At 48.7% G+C, this 18,444-nt stretch carries 17 protein-coding genes; 3 read left to right on the top strand and 14 right to left on the bottom strand.

Annotation, left to right across the window (positions count from 1 at the left end):
* Nucleotides 1–66: 66 nt before the first annotated feature.
* Nucleotides 67–1,719 carry an IS1634 family transposase gene (locus AC6I1F_RS02835; protein ID WP_160334948.1) on the top strand — a complete coding sequence of 551 codons (1,653 nt, stop codon included), beginning with the start codon at nt 67–69 and terminating at the stop codon, nt 1,717–1,719.
* Nucleotides 1,720–1,999: 280 nt separating this feature from the next.
* Here AC6I1F_RS02835 and AC6I1F_RS02830 read toward each other — a convergent pair whose 3' ends face one another.
* The 10 genes from AC6I1F_RS02830 to AC6I1F_RS02785 all read right to left on the bottom strand — a co-directional run bounded on the left by AC6I1F_RS02830 (nt 2,000) and on the right by AC6I1F_RS02785 (nt 11,239).
* Nucleotides 2,000–2,614, bottom strand: coding sequence for a TlpA family protein disulfide reductase (locus tag AC6I1F_RS02830; protein ID WP_160334947.1), 615 nt, complete (start codon nt 2,612–2,614; stop codon nt 2,000–2,002).
* Nucleotides 2,615–2,644: 30 nt separating this feature from the next.
* Entirely contained in the window at nt 2,645–3,448 is an 804-nt protein-coding gene (locus tag AC6I1F_RS02825; protein ID WP_160334946.1) for an ABC transporter permease subunit, read from the bottom strand.
* Nucleotides 3,445–4,182: an ABC transporter ATP-binding protein gene (locus tag AC6I1F_RS02820; RefSeq protein WP_160334945.1), complete on the bottom strand. Its 738-nt coding sequence runs from the start codon at nt 4,180–4,182 to the stop codon at nt 3,445–3,447. Before AC6I1F_RS02820 ends, AC6I1F_RS02825 begins: the two co-directional genes overlap by 4 nt.
* On the bottom strand, nt 4,169–5,464 hold the full coding sequence (gene nosD, locus AC6I1F_RS02815) for a nitrous oxide reductase family maturation protein NosD (protein ID WP_160334944.1): 1,296 nt from the start codon (nt 5,462–5,464) through the stop codon (nt 4,169–4,171). Before nosD ends, AC6I1F_RS02820 begins: the two co-directional genes overlap by 14 nt.
* Entirely contained in the window at nt 5,464–5,880 is a 417-nt protein-coding gene (locus AC6I1F_RS02810; RefSeq protein WP_251450632.1) for a nitrous oxide reductase accessory protein NosL, read from the bottom strand. Before AC6I1F_RS02810 ends, nosD begins: the two co-directional genes overlap by 1 nt.
* 174 nt (nt 5,881–6,054) lie before the next feature.
* Nucleotides 6,055–6,990: an NrfD/PsrC family molybdoenzyme membrane anchor subunit gene (gene nrfD / locus AC6I1F_RS02805; RefSeq protein WP_160334942.1), complete on the bottom strand. Its 936-nt coding sequence runs from the start codon at nt 6,988–6,990 to the stop codon at nt 6,055–6,057.
* A 2-nt stretch (nt 6,991–6,992) separates the two neighbouring features.
* The gene (locus tag AC6I1F_RS02800; RefSeq protein WP_160334941.1) at nt 6,993–7,754 is read right to left on the bottom strand and encodes a 4Fe-4S dicluster domain-containing protein; all 762 of its coding nucleotides are present in this window, start codon (nt 7,752–7,754) and stop codon (nt 6,993–6,995) included.
* Nucleotides 7,755–7,885: 131 nt separating this feature from the next.
* A complete protein-coding gene (locus AC6I1F_RS02795) occupies nt 7,886–8,653 on the bottom strand; it encodes an FKBP-type peptidyl-prolyl cis-trans isomerase N-terminal domain-containing protein (RefSeq protein ID WP_288319305.1) in 768 nt (255 codons plus the stop codon).
* Between the two features lie 48 nt (nt 8,654–8,701).
* A complete protein-coding gene (locus tag AC6I1F_RS02790; RefSeq protein ID WP_160334939.1) occupies nt 8,702–9,127 on the bottom strand; it encodes a rhodanese-like domain-containing protein in 426 nt (141 codons plus the stop codon).
* Nucleotides 9,128–9,190: 63 nt separating this feature from the next.
* Entirely contained in the window at nt 9,191–11,239 is a 2,049-nt protein-coding gene (locus AC6I1F_RS02785) for a multiheme c-type cytochrome (protein WP_160334938.1), read from the bottom strand.
* Nucleotides 11,240–11,629: 390 nt separating this feature from the next.
* Between AC6I1F_RS02785 and AC6I1F_RS02780 the strand changes: the two genes are divergently transcribed.
* Both AC6I1F_RS02780 and AC6I1F_RS02775 read left to right on the top strand, forming a co-directional pair.
* A complete protein-coding gene (locus tag AC6I1F_RS02780; RefSeq protein WP_497801595.1) occupies nt 11,630–13,696 on the top strand; it encodes an IS1634 family transposase in 2,067 nt (688 codons plus the stop codon).
* Between the two features lie 135 nt (nt 13,697–13,831).
* Complete coding sequence (locus AC6I1F_RS02775; RefSeq protein ID WP_497801594.1) at nt 13,832–14,146, top strand: cyclase family protein; 315 nt, start codon at nt 13,832–13,834, stop codon at nt 14,144–14,146.
* Between the two features lie 58 nt (nt 14,147–14,204).
* Here the strand turns inward: AC6I1F_RS02775 and AC6I1F_RS02770 are convergent, their stop codons facing one another.
* From AC6I1F_RS02770 to secD, 4 genes are all read right to left on the bottom strand, one after another.
* The gene (locus tag AC6I1F_RS02770; RefSeq protein WP_160334411.1) at nt 14,205–14,474 is read right to left on the bottom strand and encodes a hypothetical protein; all 270 of its coding nucleotides are present in this window, start codon (nt 14,472–14,474) and stop codon (nt 14,205–14,207) included.
* The gene (locus tag AC6I1F_RS02765; protein WP_160334412.1) at nt 14,455–14,985 is read right to left on the bottom strand and encodes a DUF805 domain-containing protein; all 531 of its coding nucleotides are present in this window, start codon (nt 14,983–14,985) and stop codon (nt 14,455–14,457) included. Before AC6I1F_RS02765 ends, AC6I1F_RS02770 begins: the two co-directional genes overlap by 20 nt.
* A gap of 525 nt (nt 14,986–15,510) precedes the next feature.
* Nucleotides 15,511–16,446, bottom strand: a complete 936-nt coding sequence (gene secF, locus AC6I1F_RS02760; RefSeq protein ID WP_160334413.1) for a protein translocase subunit SecF — start codon at nt 16,444–16,446, stop codon at nt 15,511–15,513.
* 2 nt (nt 16,447–16,448) lie between these two features.
* Nucleotides 16,449–18,347 carry a protein translocase subunit SecD gene (secD, locus tag AC6I1F_RS02755; RefSeq protein WP_290432679.1) on the bottom strand — a complete coding sequence of 633 codons (1,899 nt, stop codon included), beginning with the start codon at nt 18,345–18,347 and terminating at the stop codon, nt 16,449–16,451.
* Between the last annotated feature and the right edge of the window lie 97 nt (nt 18,348–18,444).

Genomic DNA, 18,444 nt, shown 5'->3' with positions numbered 1-18,444 from the left:
GGCATTGAACATTATCTTTGTCTATTTAACCGATTATGATCATTTAATCCAAGTGGAGGGTTTCATATGCTTCCGCAGGCAATTGAGCATGTCATCAAGGTAAATATCAAGGGCAAAGACTATCTGTATCAATTTCAGAATGCATGGGACCCGGTTAAACGTCGTTCTTTTAGCAAGCACCGAATTACCCTTGGCTGTCTGATCGACGGCAAGGTGGAATTAGGGAGGAAATTTCTTCGAGACAATCCTCAATACAAGGATGTCGAACTAACTTTTGCCGATAACAAGCTCTGCCCGGTTGGCATGCCGGAAGTCAGTCTGTCGACGGCTCAAATGGTTTTAAATCGAACAAAAACACTAAACGCCGGAGCCAGCTATGTATTAGAGCAAATTGCCATACAAACTGGAATAACTCAAACCTTAAAAACCGTCTTTCCAAAGCATTGGCAGGAGCTGCTTTCCTTAGCGATATTCTTTGTTATCCACCCGGACACCTCTTTGTCTAACTACGACGTAATTGCTCAAAGCTCACTCTATCCGGCTGCCGTTATACCTTCGCAGAGAATCTCCGAATTATTTGAATCCATCAATTACCAACCCTCAGTCGAACAATACCTGCAGCTTCGTCTTGCCTCTAATAAAGAATCGGGCAAAAACAATTACTGGGTATTCGATGCCACTTCGGTATCCTCGTTCTCGCAAACAGTTCATAACGCAGCCCACGGACTCAACAACGAAGAGGCCCTGCTAAAGCTAGCGCTGCTGATCGACGAGAAGACAGCCGAGCCTCTTTACTACAAGGTGCCGGACAGTTCTATCACAGATGTTGTTTTACTGAAGAACCTGTTTGCGCGCTCGGCCAAAATTGATGAGGAAGATATCAGCCTGGTGTCGGATAGAGAGTTTTGCTCTGATCAAAATTTGCAGATGATGTTCCGCAATCACGTCGGCTTTGTCTGCGGGCTTCGTTCTGACTTGAAAATTGCTGAGCAAACCTTTGAGGCAGAAGCCGGCTCCCTCAGACTATGTTTGCCCGCAGCCTTTAAGAGCAGTGTTAACTGCTTTTGTGCAATGCGCGAAATTCTGCGGCATTCCGGTGTCGAGCAAGATAAGTTGTTTCTCCATGTCTATTACAGCAAAGAAAGAGAAGCCGACTGCGTCATGAACATGACTCAATTGATCGAAGATTTTAAGCGGCGTTTAACAGATGGAGAAGTTCCGAACTCTCCGTATTTCAGACAATTTTTCAACCCTGAGGAAGGAGCTGACGGCAAGAACAGATACGTATTTAATGTTCCAGCTTGGACTCAGTTCTGCCAGAGCTGCGGCTTCTTCTTACTTGGTTCCGACAGGATTGCGCATCCGGACAAAGCTCTAAATATTTACCGACAAAAGGGCATTGTTGAAAAATCGTTTAATAACTACAAAGACAGATGCAGCGGCAGAAGACTGGGGTATTCTGAAAGAGCTCTTGAAGGAAAAGTCTTTATCACGTATTTAGGTCTGACTCTAAGCCTGATACTGCATAAACGTCTTCAGGACGCCGACATTGATCCGGAGCGAGCACCTCGCCTGATAAGTGAACTCAATGCATTAACCATCAATAAGTTCGTCACTGAGGGACATGTCACATACCTCTGGCACAAGATACCAAAACGTTACGAGGACCTTATGAAGAAGTTGAAAATTAAAATTCCCTGCCCGATTTGTACAATCTAGGAAAGGAAAGTTGGGGTTGGGCCTCGAAGCGCACTATCTCATCGCACCTGCTGCGTTTACCCCAAAACTATGATACAAAAAACAAAGAAGAAACAAGGCGTAAGTTCAACCTCAAATAGCCTCAGGCTACTCAGCCGGCCCTAATGCCTGAACACGCGAAGCCGTAAATGTAGGAAGATCACCGAGATCGCACCGACAGAGCCAAGGTTTCAAAACGTTAAACAGAAGCTGAAAATAAAAATTCCCGCCCTGTTTTTACATGAACGGGAATTCAGATCCTTTACTGCTGTTTGCCGCTTTCTTCGAGTTTTGCGGGATCAGCGTACTTCGCCTCGAGCTTCTTCAGGAAGGTCAGAACGTCCGGATCCTCCCAGGGAAGATAGCCTCTCAGCACACCGACCATATTTCCGTCTCTGTCCAGAATGTAGTTCGTAGGTACAACTGTCAGAGGAATGACATTATCAACCGTCTTCCTCGGGTCAACCAGTGTCATGAAATCAGAAACCTTATTACGCTTTAAAAAACGCGGAAGACCAGTTACGGAATCATCCACAGAGACTCCGATGATCTTTATCTTCGAATTCTTCAGCTCCTGCTGAAGCTTTGTGATCGCGGGAATCTCTCTGATGCAGGGTGCGCACCAGCTCGCCCAAATATTCAGGATCACAACGTTGCCGCGATAGTTCCTGAGATCAACTGGCTCGCCGCTAAGCGTGTATAAATCAAGCGCCGGAATTTTGCGGGCATTTTGAAATTCGGTAAAAGGCGTCATCACCATCGGCTTTTTAAGCGCGTCTCCGGTGTTGTAGACCTTTTCCTGAAGCATCGCCTGTGACCAGGCTGCCGCGGAAACTGCCAGACAAACCGCAGCGACAAGTGCTTTTGCAATTTTCATTTGTATATCCTTTCTATTGGTGACGATCTGTCACAGGCTCCTTCTTCCGAAACTAATTCGATCGGCCAAAAATAAGGCCACCGCGCAGAGCAGCAAATATAACCCAAGATAAGCGGGGGCAATATACGTCGTTACGATACCTAACGATTCCTGATTGAGCAATCGGAAAGCACTGGCAGGATTCAAAACCATAAAGAAGTTCAGCGCCCCTTGCGTCAGAGAATCATCCGCAATCGCAAGAATCAGCAGAGCTAAATCGTAAAAAATCACAAGCGCGAGCCAGATCACCAGAAGAATGCCCAGCGCAAACGCTTTGAACGGACTGAGAATGCTGATTAAATAAGAGAGCAGAATCGAGATGACGCCAAGCATCCAGCCGCTTAATGCCAACAAGACCAAGTGCCTCAGCAGTGCGCTGAAGTCATAGGGAAGTAGTCTGGCAGCCGTCAGAATCAAAAGCACAGAGAACCCCAAAAAGATGCACAAAAAAAGCGCAGCGCTGTGACCGATCAGTTTTCCAAGCAAAATAGATGTTCGACTGATCGGATAGGTTAGGAGCAAAAGCAGCGTCCCCTGCTCGGCTTCTCCGACGAAAGCGTCGTAACTGATCAGAATGGCGATCAAAGGAATCAGAAAGACCGATAGAGAGACAAGGGAATTTAAAACCGCCGTCATCGGCCTGAAAGAAAAATCTCCTCCGATCGCAGCGGTTCCGAACACAATGCCGAGCGAGAGAAGGGCAAAAAGAAGCGTTCCGGTAATCAGCCAAAGATTACGCCAACAGTCTCTAAATTCTTTTGCAGCAACCAGAAGCGCTGAACTCAGTACTTTCATAAAACCTCTTTACCGTTCTCTTTGTCCAGCACTCGGCAGTAAATATCCAAAAGCGACATTTCAGCAGTCTCTTCAGACAAGCCGCTCTGCCGGATCATTTCTCTGCACGTACCTTCAGCGGCTTTTTTACCGCCGCAAATCATTAAAGCCCGATCCATATAGGCTTGCGCGAGCAGAAGCTCATGCGTGCAGACAAGAACCGCGCATCCAGCCTCTTTAAGACGATGCAGCTCCTGATACATAAAGGCGGACGCCTGCGGATCCAACCCAACCGTCGGCTCATCCAAAAGCAGCAGACCGGGCTTGGAGAGAATCGCCTGTGCAAGGCCGAGACGCTGCTTCTGACCTTTTGAGCTTCGATTCAGTGTCTGCTTCCTGACACATTCCAGGCCTAAGACGCTGATCAGTTCCTCTACCCTGTCTCTGCCGACGCCTTTCAGTGACGCAAAATATGAGAGGTGCTCTTCAAATGTCATTCCGCTGTAAAAACTAACATTCTCAGGAAGATAGCCGACGTTGAGCGGATCAGAACCGGCTTCCTTTTCAAAAATTCGAACCGATCCAGAAGCCGGTTTTAGAAGGCCTAAAAGCAGCTTGATCAATGTCGACTTGCCGGCGCCGTTCGGGCCGATCAGCGCGACCAGCTCACCCGGCGCAATCTGCAGGGATATGCCCTTGAGCACCGATCGTTTGCCCCGGTTAAAAAATAAATCTCTGCATTCAACTGCGTTCATTTGACACCCTTTCAGCTGATACGGAATCGGGATCGACGATCAGGGGATATGAGTCTGTGACGCCTTTGTCTTTATCAAAGTCGAATTTTGCGGTCATGAACTTTAACAGCACAATCAGCGGACTTTCCATGAGAAAGCGGATTTGCGGATAGAGCCAAAAAAGGCGATCTAAAGAATCGTTCGGCTGATACGGCACATCTCCGATGCCGTCCCTATTCAAATCCCAGCCCTGATAACCGCTCCAATAATTGCCTATTTTGCCGCTGCTCCATTCCAAGCGAGACGAGCCAACATAACGCACCTGAAGCCGATTATTAATAATTCGATTTCGGGTCAGTGTACTTTCTTCTCCGCCGAGTGCGATGCCGATTCCAACGTCATTGCCTTCAAACGTGTTGTTTTCGACAATATTGGCGCCGGCTCCATATATGAATAGACCTTTGCCCTCTGTATCGAGCTCTCTCCTGCCCCGTCGGTTATGCGTTTTCACCGCCTTATTGCCCCGAACAATGCTGTCCTTGGTTTCATTAAGCAGAACTCCGAACTCTACCGCGCCCTGAGATTCGGAATTTTCCAGACGAATTCGTTCCGAACTCATCAGCGCATAGCCGCCGATCACGGCTCTTGCCTTATTGTCCTGAGCGCGGTCTCCGCGCGTAAACATATAATGAATACCGTACTGAAGCCCGGCGAAACTATTGCCGCGGCTGTCCGTATTGTCGGTATTTTCAAAATAGAAACCGTCACGGGTATAGAGAACTTTATTGCCGCTGAGAGAAGCGTTTTTGACATAATTGAAATAAACGCCGTCACCTCTGTCCAGAACATGCATTTTTCTCTCCCCGCGAATCTCACAGTTTTCAACCGTGACATTCTCAGTGCGATCGGCTCTGACCCCAAAGCCGGGGCCTGTAATATTTAATTGATGAAGCCGGACATTTTTAAAGCCTTCATCGATGCGCACTCCGGCGTCTCGCTCATAAAGGTCTGAACCGAAATTTTTTATCCCCAGATCTGAGACTTCAGCATCTGAAGAGCGAATTAAAAGTGCAGTACCCTTCCCCTTAGCGTCTATAAAGGCCCCGGGGCTGCCCTTGAGTTTTATTTTTTTGGAAATAACAAAGTTTCCGGCGTATTCGCCGGGTCGCAGAACAATCCTATCTCCGTCGGCTGCGGCTGCAAGCGCCTGAGAAAGCTCCGGCGCGGAAGAAACATAAAAATCGGCCGCAGCTGCCGAGAACGACAGCATGATGACCGCAGCGCAGAGGACCAACCGCTTCATTAATGACCTTTCAGCGCCTTGATTTCCTCAAGGGTTACCTGCGTATAAGAGAGAAGTTTTCCGCCGTGTTCGCGCATAAAGGCCTGCGCCTGATCCTTCGTTTTAAAGGGGAGGATCGATTTACCCATAGCGCCGTGGACATCGGATCCTGCGACATAGAAGGCGTCTTTGGCGGAAAGCATTTTTTCATGAAGCTGTGCTTCTGTTGAATTTCCGAAGTCACTGACAAAGAAAGCCGCGGCGCGTCGTGCATTTTCCGGCTGGAGGATAAAGGTAAATCCGTCTTTTACGGAGCAGAATTTTAGAGGCTCTTTTTCGTTTTTGATAAAGATTTGAGCCTTTGCGCCAGGATAGTTAAGGATAACCATGCCGCAGATATGGCAGCGGTCATGTTTTGAAAAAGGAAGCGGTTTCAATTCCGGAGCCGGCGACTGTTTAGAGCATCCCGATAAAACTGCTGAGGTAACGGTGAGTAAGAAAAAGCGTCGGTACATATAAATCCTGTGTTCTCAGTGGATCTTAACCGCAATTGAGAATTTGAGATAGAAAAGCTTCGGGTTCCCGAAGAAACCCGAAGCAGAGTTAAAACATTAGATCGAATTGATCTGGCCTGCGTAGATGATGAACAAGCGAAGGCACATCATGCCGCAGATTGCCGCCAAACCGCTGGTGTAGAACACGGCAGCACTGTCTCGGAAATTCCGGCTTCCGAAGAAGCTGAGAACCAACGGGACGATGAAGCCGATACCCACAGCACCGATCCAGAAGACCTGTGCCCAAAGGCCGAAGCAGAATGCCGAAGCGGCAGCCTTAGCGGCCTCGTTACCGCTTACCAGAGCGATGATGATCATGAGCAGACACATTGCTTCAACAGCCATAATCGGCCATTCAGCTGCGTGGAGCGCATGAAGATCTTCACCGTGACGATCAGCACCGAAGAGCCAAGCGGCAAGCACTTTGGTCGCAGCGCAGCCGGCAGAGAAGCCAGAAGCGACGAAGAGCGCGGGCAGAACGGCGGTGTTGATCAGCGGGAAGCGGATCAGAGCGGAGATCAGGAAGCCTGTGTATGCGCAGATTGCGATCGCAAGAATCAGAACGATCCAGTCGAGCGCGACACGGAACTTAGCCAGAAAACCGATGGTCGGGTCAAGCCATTTCAGACATCCGATGGAGGTTATCTCCTGACGCAGTGAAACAAGCATCAGGACGAATACCAGCGGAATGTAAAACAGCAGAGCCATGACACCGATACTCATGACGGAAGTCGGGTTGTAGTAGACCAGAATTCGCCAGAAAAACAGCGGATTGGTAAGGTCCAGAACCAGACAGATCATGCCGAGGACGATCGTGACGAAGCCGATTAAACTGGCTGCTTTCATGATCGGGGTATCCTGATGGACACCTCGGAACAGATTCATACAGATCGCGACTGCGACGGCACCGCCTGAAATACCGGCGAGGAAAAGGTACACCGCAATCGGCCAAGGCCATGCGACACCTTCTGTCAAACCGATTGTAAAGTCCATAACTAGACTCCTTCTTTAGTTACAGGGATGTAGCGCAGACTCGGTTCGGTACCAAGATGCGGACGAATGCGGACGGTATCCTTCACACGCAGCAGACGACTGATAATGGACTGAGGATCATTTAAGTCGCCGAAGTACAAAGCTCCGTGACGACATGCCTGAACACAGGCCGGTTCCTCGCCGTTAGCCAGTTTGGTCTTAAGACAAAAGTCGCAGTTTTCCGCTGTTTTTGTCTTTTCATTGATGAAGCGAACGTTGTAAGGGCAAGCCGCAATACAGTACTTGCAGCCGACACAGCGATCCGGGTCCATCGTAACGATTCCGGTCTTGCTGTCCACATGTGCGGCACCGGTCGGACAGACGCGTGCGCAGGGCGCATCCTGACACTGCTGACAGGAAACACGAACGTAAATGCGTTCGCAGTCGCATCCTTCCAGTTTTCCGCACTGCGGACACGGCGTGCCGGGTACGTGCGTACTCTGCCGCTCCAGCAGCAGGCGCGAGCGCCCTTTAGGCAAGTCGTTGGCTTCATTGCAAGCTGTCTTGCACAAACCGCAGCCTATGCACTTGTTCTGATCAAAGACCATCGCATAGTGCGGTCTGGCGGTTGTTCCGCCGCTGCCGGTCTTAGCGCCCGAGGCGCCGGACTTCGCAGCTTGCGGAGAACCTTTATCTTCCGGCTTGCAGCCGCCTAAGGTGAGCACGAACAACGATCCAGCAGTCGTACCGGCTAGAAATTTTCTTCTGTCGATTTGTAAGCTCACGGTTATTCTCCATGACAGATTTGAGATCTGTCGTAATTTATTTCGCCGAGCGAATCCGCTTGAAGTTAAACTTTCTCTCTCCAGGCGGAGCGGTTTCCGAACGTTAGGTTCGGATAGTGCGGTTATGATGCTTAGCCATGCGGCCAAGCCATCTTGGGATGGCCGGCAGGCATTGCTGCATCCTTATTCGCACCCGGCTTTTCAACCTTTTTCAGTGTTACATCGAAGATAAGAGCTGATTCGGGCGGAATATCTCCGGCGCCTTCTTCACCATAGGCTAACGAGGCCGGGACGACGAACGTGTAACTCGATCCCTCTTTCATCATTGTCAAACCTTCTTTAAGTGCGGGGATCAGCGTCATCATGACAAACTTCTCTTCTCTAACCTTCCCGTCAGGGCTGGTAAAGACTTTTCCGTCGATCAATCTGCCGGAATAATCCACCGTGACGATGTCTTCCTCTTTAGGCTGGGGTCCGGCGCCTTCCTTCTGCACTTCATACTGAAGGCCGGAAGCCGTTACTTTGACGCCCTTCCTAGACTTATTGGTTTCCAAATAGTCGCTGCTCGCTTTTCTATTTGTCTCTTTGATCTTATTCAGTTTGTCGGTAAAGAGCTTATTGAGCTTCTCTGCGCGGGTGTTTAAGGCCTGAAGCATTTCATCCTCGCTGAGTTTGCTCTTGTTCTTCATCGCGTCCTGCAGGCCGGCCATCACCTGATCCATATTGACGGAGGCTCCGAGCTCGGTCTGTTTGTAGATCTGAGAGGATAAGTAGTTTCCTACCGAGGCCCCTAAGCTGTAAGACTCTTTAGCCTCCTGGTCCATCGGTTGAGCAAAAGCCGTTCCTGCAAGAGCAAAGGCTAGGGAGACTGACAGTAATGTTTTATCTAGGGTCAACATAATCACTTCTTTCATAAATGAGTTTGATGCTTCAATGATGAGAGGCACTTACGGTTTTTCTACTTTTCGGCCGGAAAGCTTCCAGCCGTCAATGCCGTCCGGCATCTGCCGAACATCCGTATACCCAAGCTTCATCACTTCTCGGGCAGCCATTTCACTGGAAGTACAAAGTTTGTTAGCGCAATAGAAAACAATGGTTTTGTCTTTATCGGCCGGAAGGAGTTTTTTCCAATCACGAACGTTGAAAAATATCGCGCCCGGAATGAATCCCTCTGTCCAAACTTCAAGGGTATTAACGTCATAGAACGGAACTCCAGCCTGCCAGAGCATTTCTGCTTCGCGCATGGATATTTGGTTAAGGAGCTCGTCATAAACGGGTGCTTCAACCAGCTCCTCTCCCCCGCCGCAGTGAGCGGCAGGAGCGAACAGGAGCATTGCAGAGGAGAACACCACCCCAATTAACTTCAATTTCATCATTTTTACTTCGATTGGGCTATGGGCCGAAGCCCATAGCGCATTTAACACTGTGCTTAACTACTACTTAGCTGCAGAGGCCTTGACGTAACCGCCTTGGTCAATAATGGACTGAGCTTTCGTGAGGTAAGCCTGGGCGGTATCAACACGCTGTTTCGTGTAATTGAACGCATGGACACCCCAAGAACCGTCTTTTTCGACCTGTTTGATAATGTCGGCAGCCTTGTCAAGAAGAAGCATAGCTTCAGTTCTCTGTTCCGGCGTCAGCTTCGTCACTTCAAGAAGCTTGTTGATACGAGTCTGAGCTTCGACATTCTTCTTATGGCCTTCCTTAATCGGGTTCTGCCACTTCATAACTTCGCCGTAAATCTCTTTCTGGTCCTGATAGATCAGGCCCTGATCGAGTTCGGACTGGAACGGGCTGTGGCAGCCTTGTCCTTCAACGACTGTGAAGTCAGCGATGGATGTACGTGCGCAACTCCACATCAGGTCAACGTAGCCGTGACCTTCTTCGTCGCGGGCAATACGCCAGCCCTTAGAGTTGGAAGCGCGGGACTGACCCGGAGCCGGATTCATCATCTTCTTCTCAGGATCAACTTCGATCTTGAAGAGGTGAGAGCGGCGAACAGCGTCGAAACCGGCCATATCAGGACGCTGAATCGCTGTGAAGTTTTCGCAGCTCATCGTGAACGGCATATGGCAGGCGATACAGTCAACCTTGCTGTGTGTGTCGGCATTCGCAACCATTTCAGCCTGTACAGTGTGGCAGTCTTGGCAGCTCTGACGGATAGCCGGACGTGTTACGCCGGACTTCCAATCGTTGCTGGTCACTTCGTGCGGATCGTGGCATGTCACGCAGCGCATACCTTTTTCGTAGTGCTTGGACATGAAAAGCTGAGCACCTTCTGTACCGCAGGACGGGCAGGAAGATTTTGTCTTAGCATTGAACGCGCGTTCGAGCTTGCCCTGTGCATCGGGACGATTAACTTCGTCTTCGATGAAGTTCAGGCGCTGATGGCAGCGATCGCAGTTTGTGCTCATGTTGTTGGTGTTGCCGACCAAGTGGCCGCCTTCACCGTGACATTCTTCGCAGGAGATGCCCTTGGAAATAGTGTGTTTCTGGAGCTCTTTCGGATTGCCTAAAGCAGCGAAGAATTCCTTCTTATCCTTAAAGTCAAACTTAAAGGCGTGGCAGACTTCGCAGTAGGATGTTGCCGACTGGAAGAGCAGTTTGCCTTCGTAAGTCGAACCGTAGGAAGTCATACCCCACTGATGAGAGGCAGACGGTCCGAAATCTTTCAGTTCAACCGGGAAGTCCGGGATCACGGCATGGATCTGTTTTGCTCTTTCCGGCGTCAGCCATTCAGCCCAGCCGCGAGAGAACTGGTTGCCGCCGGCGACGACCTTACCGGTTCCGTCTTTGAGCAAACCGTCTCTGACGTGATACGAACCGCGGACGAGCCATCCGTCGATGTAGCCGTATTTAGTACGCGGCGTACCGATTGTGGCGTAAATCACATCCGGTGTGATGCCGTCAGGCAGGATGGAAGCGTCAGAGCCATAAAGCTTTTTCTTCAGATCGTTGTCAACTTCGGGATGTTCTCCGGGGAAGCGGACGGTCTGAGCGTGACGGGAGCGTTTCCAACGTTCGTACTGAATCGCATGACATTCACCGCACTTTTCAGGACCGACGAATTTATTCGGGAAGTCCAGAATGCTTCGCTGGCCGAGACGATACTGGGACGCCATGGGGCGGTTGCCCGGCTGATGCGATGAATACTTCTGTGCATTGCCTTCGCCTAAATATTCAGATCCGCGCGTTGAGATAGCGGGTGTTCCGACAACTCTGCCGTCTTTACCGTATGTGGCAAAAATCGGATGGTTCTGGAAAAGAAATTCCCACATTTCTTTTTCCTGAACGATGTAGTCCTGCAAGGTACGAATACCTTTTGTCGGTTCTGTTAAATCAGGGTTGTCCAATACTTTCTGTGTGATCGCATTGACCTTCGGAGGCGGCAGCGGGGTGCCGCCCTCTTGGGCAAAAGCTCCAGTCACCGCAAGCGTAGCTGCAGCCGCAATCGCGGCAGCAGTAAAACTAGAGTTAAATAACATGATGTTCTCCTTTTGGAGACGCCGAACTGGATAAAGTGAAGAGGAGATCCAGTCCATTGTCTTCGATGAAGCAAAATGGGAAAGCAAACGATGATGAGACATCCACAATTCCACAGCTCCATCTTACGTTTTATGATTTTTAGGTGATACTGGTTAAATATCCCAGTCAAAAAACGGGTATTCCCCAATATTCGTGTTATTTGTTCGATATAATATTAATATTCATTTATATTCAATTAGTTATTGGTATATTTTTCAAACAATTAACCCGACTTTAGGAGAATAATTCTCTAAATTTTTTCGAGAACCCACGTGGTTCTTATTTTTTCACTTGTTTTTACTTTATTTCTATGTTATAATGTTGTAGTGATTTCTTTGTGAGGGACTACTATGTTTATCGGTATCGTTACCGGCGGCAAATATAAATACGTCAAGCTGCTTGAGGGATATAGAGATGAAAACGGCAAGACAAGAAATCGTGTTGTCAAAACATTTGGAAGACTCGATGTTCTTCTGAAAGAGGATCCGGAAGCAGTTAATAAACTCAAAGCCAAGTACAACGGTCAGCACAAAGAAAAACTCGAGCTGCAGCAAAAGCAGCGTCTAAAAGATCTTGAAGAAACATTAGCCTTCCAAGTGGACCAATCTCGTGTTCAAAGTCCTCTGCCGCTGCTTAATTACGGGCACTTTGCTGTCAAACAGATTTGGGAAGAAGACCTGGCTTTAGACCGAAAGTTCAAGTATGTGCAGCAAACAAGCAAGCTAAAGTTTGATCTGAACAGCCTGGTCCGTTACTTGGTGGCCGGAAAGATTCTTGAACCGGGCTCTATTGAGAAAACCTTTAGGCGAAAAGACGAGTACTTAGGCGACCCGATCAAAGACATAACTTTAGACAATTGTTATGACGCCTATACCTACCTGTTCGATCTCAAAGAAGAAATTATTAAGTGGGTCAATCGCCGGATGAATCAATCCTTCGGTACCGGAAGAACTCGTCTGCTCTTTTATGACGTAACGAACACTTATTTCGAAACCACCATGTCGGATAAAGAGAAGGACTATGAGAGGTCTGACTTTGCGGAGGTTTTAATCGATACGGTTAAGCAGGCTGTTATAAGCGAAGAGCTTCCAGTCGATTGTCTTGATCGAGAAGGAAATGTCATCGTCGAGAATCTTCCGGCAGCGTTCATTGAAAAGCTTACGGACGATAAGTATCGCTATTTCAGAATGCGGGGACCCTCAAAAGAACATCGCTTTGACTTACCGCTTGTCTCTATTGCTTTAGTCATTGATCAAAACGGCATTCCTCTGGATTTCCAGGTTTATGCCGGTAATGCCTCAGAGTTTGCAAAAATGCCGGAATCAATCCGCAAACTCAAAGAAAAATACGATGTTGAAGAAGCGGTAGTTGTAGCTGACAGAGGCCTGAACTCGGTTGAAAATTTAACGATGCTGAACGGGAACAATATGGGCTTTCTGATGGCTCAAAAAGTCACCAAGCTCGGTGAAACGCTAACGAAAAAGATGCTGGACCGGTCACGTTATCAGCCGCTAAACAGTGAAGTTCCAGATGACAATCTTTATCAAGTGGTCTCCGATTGGGAGAAATCGGGTGGGAACGGTTCAAAAATCAACTGTACATTAGTCTTTACGTTTAACAAAAAACGACAAAAGCGTGATCAGGCCATCTTGAAACTCTGGCAGGGAATCGTTCTTGCGAAGAAACAGGCGGGAGTCAAAATCGGACCGAGAAAAACCGGTTGGGCCTGTTTGGCAAAAACAGAAAACGGCAAGGATCAGCCAATTCTTGGAATTGATGAAAAGGTCTTGCAAAACAAACTGGCTCTATGCGGTTATGTTGCCGTTGTGTATAAGGAATCGCCGATACAAGCAGACAAAGACGGAGTGGTCTCTGAAAGAGAAAATCCGATCCTCAAAGATGCCGAAATCGCCGGTATGTATCATCGTCTTAACTGCATTGAGGACTGCTTCAGGGTTATGAAGTCCAATCTCGGTCTGCGCCCGATGTATGTGTTTAACTCAAAGCACATCATTGCGCATTGTCTGCTGGTTTACCTTGCGCTTATCACTGTCCGGCTTATACAAAATCGTGCTGAAAAAAGTTCCGTACACGTGACAGCTGAGGAAATCTCCACTTGTCTTCGAGAGGCAAACGTTGCCCCACTACTGCTAAGTGAAGAAAGGTCAGTCTTTGCAACTGTAGAGCAATGCAGCAATCTCAGAAAAGGTCTTGAGCGGCAAAGCACTTCTGAACTTGTAGAAATGATTAAAAGCGGGAAGATAAAAACATCGAAGACACCGGAGATCTTAGAGGCTTGCGGATTAAAAATGCCAAATAGGTTCTGTTCCTTACATGAGCTTGCCAGAAGTCTAAAGACAAAGTTCCCGGACTTTAACAGCGCTGTTCCGGCTCTAAAGAGGTTGGATTTATTATGACGCAGGAATAATTCTTAAACTGCCCTCAACCTAAGTAACACAAGGGATGAGGGCTTTTTTTATTTACGAGATTCTCCTAAAGTCGGGTATATTGCAGATGTCTCTCAGGCAGGAAAATTAATCAATATCCAAGATATGCCTGCTTCTGCTTTTAATTATCAGCGAATTCTACTGAAAACTAATCATCCTGAAGCCGGTATCTCAAAGGAACTTGCGAACAAACTGACCGGGCATGATGTCCGTTTGATCGGCATTTCCACCGCATCTATTGATCCGAAAGTTAGTATTCACTTTGAAGCTCACCATGCACTGCTTTCGCACGACATCTGCATTCTAGAAAACATCTGCCTGCAGGACGTCGAGGCCGGCCTTTACGAACTTCACGCAGTCCCGCTGAAATGGGAAGGCATCGAAGCATCACCGGTTCGTGCCTATCTTATTAAACGGTAAGCAAGTGTTTGCTCACTTATAAATAGAAATGCCCCGAAACTCGAGGCTCTTTTGCGAATTAAGCCTGAGGCTTCTCTTCTTCTACTTCAACAACCTCTTTGAAAAAACGGGGATGTTTTGCAGCCTTTTTCTTTGTGAGCTTGTCTTCCAGGAATTCTTTTTCCATTCTGATTTCATCAGCAACGATCTGGAGCTGACCGATCAAAGCGGATACATACTGCTCCTGCTCTTCGAGTCTTCTGATCTTTTTGCCAAGGCATTTGATCTTCTTGCCGCAGCCCTTCTTGTCATGCTTCTTGTCGTGTTTTCTATCCTTTTTGTCTTTCATCTTTATTTACTCCTTTATCTTGTGTTCCGATAATGCTTTTCAAATCTTTCTCGTATTGTTCCTCATCACGCTGTCTGCGCAATTGAGGAGTGAAACCGGGCTTAGTTAGGTATTCAACACCGTCAATGATGGGAGGCGGGGTTTTAACAGCCCTCTCTTCATGCGACAGTCTTTCCGTTGTCCCATACAGATTAGGCTGGAACGGATCAGGCGCCCAACTCATGACGAAGAAACAAAACGGGGGAAGTATAGCAAGAATAACCCACCATCCTGATAAGTTACAGTCATGGAGCCGTCTGATCATCACTAATATTGTAGGAATCGCCGTGAGCGCAGCGTATGCGGGCAGCAGGATTGGAAAGCCGGTGATCAGAAGATCCCCGAGCGCGCACAGGCTCATGAATATGGTTTGGAATATGAAAAAGCTCCATATTTCCTCACGACCGGCACGGCCGTGAAAGTTCACGATGCATTTCACCGCAAACAAATACCACCTAAATGCTCGTTTCATCCGCTCCACCACAATTTTGTCCTATGTTAAATATTCTTGGGAGAGCGAGGCCGTTAATCCGCCGCTTTTGGGAAATAAGAAAACAAGCATGACGAAAACAAACTCTCAGTCTTTATGATTATCCCGGCGTTGAGGGCTTTTTAAATTATTGTCTTGTGTACATGCTGAAGCATGTTTTATACCAATTTCGGTATCAAGTCCTCATGTGTAAGCCTTACTTCTAAACATCGTCCTATTTCTTTGTTAGACCACGGAAGCCTGTAGTACGAGTACGAGCTTTTTGAGGAGTATGCCGGGCGGGTTTGGCCGCTTCCAACGTTCTGAAAGACCCGGTTCACGTTACTTCTGCGCCAACCGTTACCAGCCCTTTTCCAACAATCTTCAGAGAACGTCCGCAGCCAAGCCTATAGGCAGAAGATGATTCTAAATATCAAAAATAATCGCCTCTCTTGGAGGCGATTATTTACAGGTATTTCAGATGTTCAAGGGCCGACTTTCAGCCCTTTTCACAGAAACTGAAAAGAATTACGGAACCATGTCAGTAATTTCATCTTTGCGGACCTTCTTCATCAGATCTTCGCGCTTGACACCAAGATAAAGCGCAATCGCCGCAGAAACAAACACGGACGAATAAACGCCAAGAAGAATACCAATGGTCAGCGCAAGCGCAAAATAATGCAGCGCAGGACCGCCGAAGAAGAACATGGAAAGAGTCACCATCAGCGTGGACGAGTGCGTAATGACCGTACGGGAAATCGTCTGCGTAATCGCAGTATTGACGATTTCTACCGGAGTCCCCTTTCTGATCTTGCGGAAACATTCTCGACAGCGGTCGAAAATAATCACGGACTCGTTAACCGAGTATCCGAGTACCGCCAGAACCGCCGCCAATACCGGCAGCGAGAACTCCCACTGAAACAGTGAGAACACGCCAAGGACCAGAAAGACGTCGTGCATGTTGGCGATAATGGCCGCAACCGCGAACTTCCATTCAAAGCGGAAGGCCAAATAAACCATAATGCCGACAATCACTAACAGCAGGGCTGTCAGACCGTCCGTCGCCAGCTCTTCGCCAACCTGCGGTCCGACGAACTCAGTTCGGCGCAGCTGCGCATCAGGTTCGCTCTTGTGAATTACGTTCATAACCTCTTCGCTCATCTGAGCAGAGGTTTTCCCGTTCTTCAAAGGCAGACGAATCTGCGCGTCCCGAGCCGTTCCGAAGTTCACGACCTGTACTTCTCCTCCGGTAGCCTTTTCTAATTCCACACGCAGCTCCTGAACAGGCACTGCGTTCGGATAGTTGACCTCCATTACGAGACCGCCGGTGAACTCAATCGAGAAAGCTAAGCCGCGTACAACAAGCAAACCAATCGCGATAAAGAAGGAAATAAACGAGATCGCGTTCAGAATCTTGGAATACTTCATGAACGGGATCGTTTTGTGGATTCTAAATAGTTCCATAGTTATGCTCCTTTTGCCTTAGGTGCGTCGGCATCAGGCCGCCAAACTTGTCCGATTGAAAGAGATGTGAGCTTTCTGCGGCGTCCGTAGTACAGGTTCACAATAGCTCTGGAAACCATGACGGATGTAAAGATAGAGGTCATGATGCCCAAACAGTGAACCACAGCGAAGCCTCGTACCGGGCCGGAACCGAAAATCAGAAGCGCGATACCCGCGATTAAGCTGGTGATGTTGGAGTCCAAAATCGTGTTGAACGCCATTCCGTAGCCCTCGCTGATCGCCTGCTGAGGCGTTCGCCCTATTCGGAGCTCTTCACGAATACGTTCGTTAATCAGAACGTTCGCGTCCACCGCCATACCAAGCGTCAGCGCCATAGCGGCAATACCCGGAAGCGTCAGTGTCGCCTGCAGCATGGACAGAATCGCGACCAGAAGCAGAAGGTTGCAGGTCAGAGAGATCGCGGAGATCAAGCCGAAGAGTCGGTAGTAAATGACCATGAAGACAGACACGGCAATGAAGCCCCACAGAGTGGAACGGAAGCCCGCCTTAATGTTTTCCGCACCCAGGCTCGGGCCGACCAGACGTTCTTCAATAATTTCCATCGGAGCGGCAAGAGAACCGGCTCTTAAAAGCAGCGCGGTATCAGTTGCTTCAATCGTAGTCATACGACCGGAAATCTGAACGCGGCCGCCGCCGATTTCCTGACGAATTACTGGAGCTGTCACAACTTCGCCCTTACCTTTTTCAAAAAGGATAATCGCCATGCGCTTGCCAACGTTCTCACGTGTCACGTCTTTGAAAATGCGTGCGCCCTTGTTGTCCAGAGTCAGGTTAACCGTCGGTTCCTGAGTCTGGTTGTCAAAACCGGGCTGCGCGTCATTCAGGTTATCGCCGGTCAGAACGACCTGACGTTTAACTAAAATGTCGCGGCCTTCACGATCTTTATAACGCTCAGTTCCGAAAGGAACCGTACCCTGCGCAAGCTGAGCAAGCGCTTCGGGACTGTCGTCCACCATTCTGACTTCAAGCGTTGCTGTGCGGCCGAGAATGTCTTTAGCCTTAGCGGTATCCTGTACGCCCGGAAGCTGAACAACAATACGGTCGGCACCCTGCTGCGCGATCACGGGTTCAGCTACGCCAAGCTCATTGATTCGGTTGTGCAGTGTCGCGACGTTCTGCTTCAGCGCATACTCCTGTACATCCTGCATAGCTTTCTGGGACATCGCGCCGATGATCATGTATTTGCCCGCCTGTTCGGACTTGGCAAACGTCAAATCAGACTGGCGGTTTCTCAGAATATCAAGCGCATTGTCTTCGTCTTCGGCATTGCGGAAAGAAATCTCAAGCGTGTCACCGACTCGATTGATACCGGTATGACGAATCTTCTTATCACGAAGGACAGTCCTGACTTCGCCTGAGGCCGCTTCGATTCTCTTTGTGACAGCCGCCTTCATGTCCACAGCGAGCAAAAAGTGCACGCCGCCGCGAAGGTCAAGACCGAGGTACATCGGCAGAGCGTTAAGGCTCAGCAGCCACTGCGGCGTATTCGGTACAAGATTCAGCGCGACCACATAAGCGGGATCGGCCGGATCGGGATTCAGAAGCTTTTCAATGATGTCACGGGAGCGAAGCTGAAGATCGCCTTCGGTCGGAGCCAAGCGAACGCGGATGGAATTCTGCTGAGCGCCCTGCTCAAAGAAAACACCGTTCGGCTCAATTTTCGCCGCCTTCAGAGCATCTTCAACACTCTTCAGAGTGTTTTCAGTAACTTTTGTCGTTGCTTTTCCGGGACTAACCTGAACTGCGGGCGACTCACCATAGAAATTCGGCAGCGTATAGATCGCAGCGATCGCGAGCACAACCACAATCAGAATATATTTCCAGAGTGGGTATCGATTCATAACTATTTTTGGCGGTTCTCTCGCCTATCTCGTTAAAACTACAAAACGACCGTCCCCTTTCCAGAGACGGCCGTGACATATCCGTTAGGCGCGGAAA

It is taken from the genome of Parasutterella sp. St.1A3 (genome assembly GCF_059728705.1).
The sequence above is the reverse complement of the archived record's forward strand: the minus strand, read 5'-3'. Positions and strand labels throughout refer to the sequence as shown.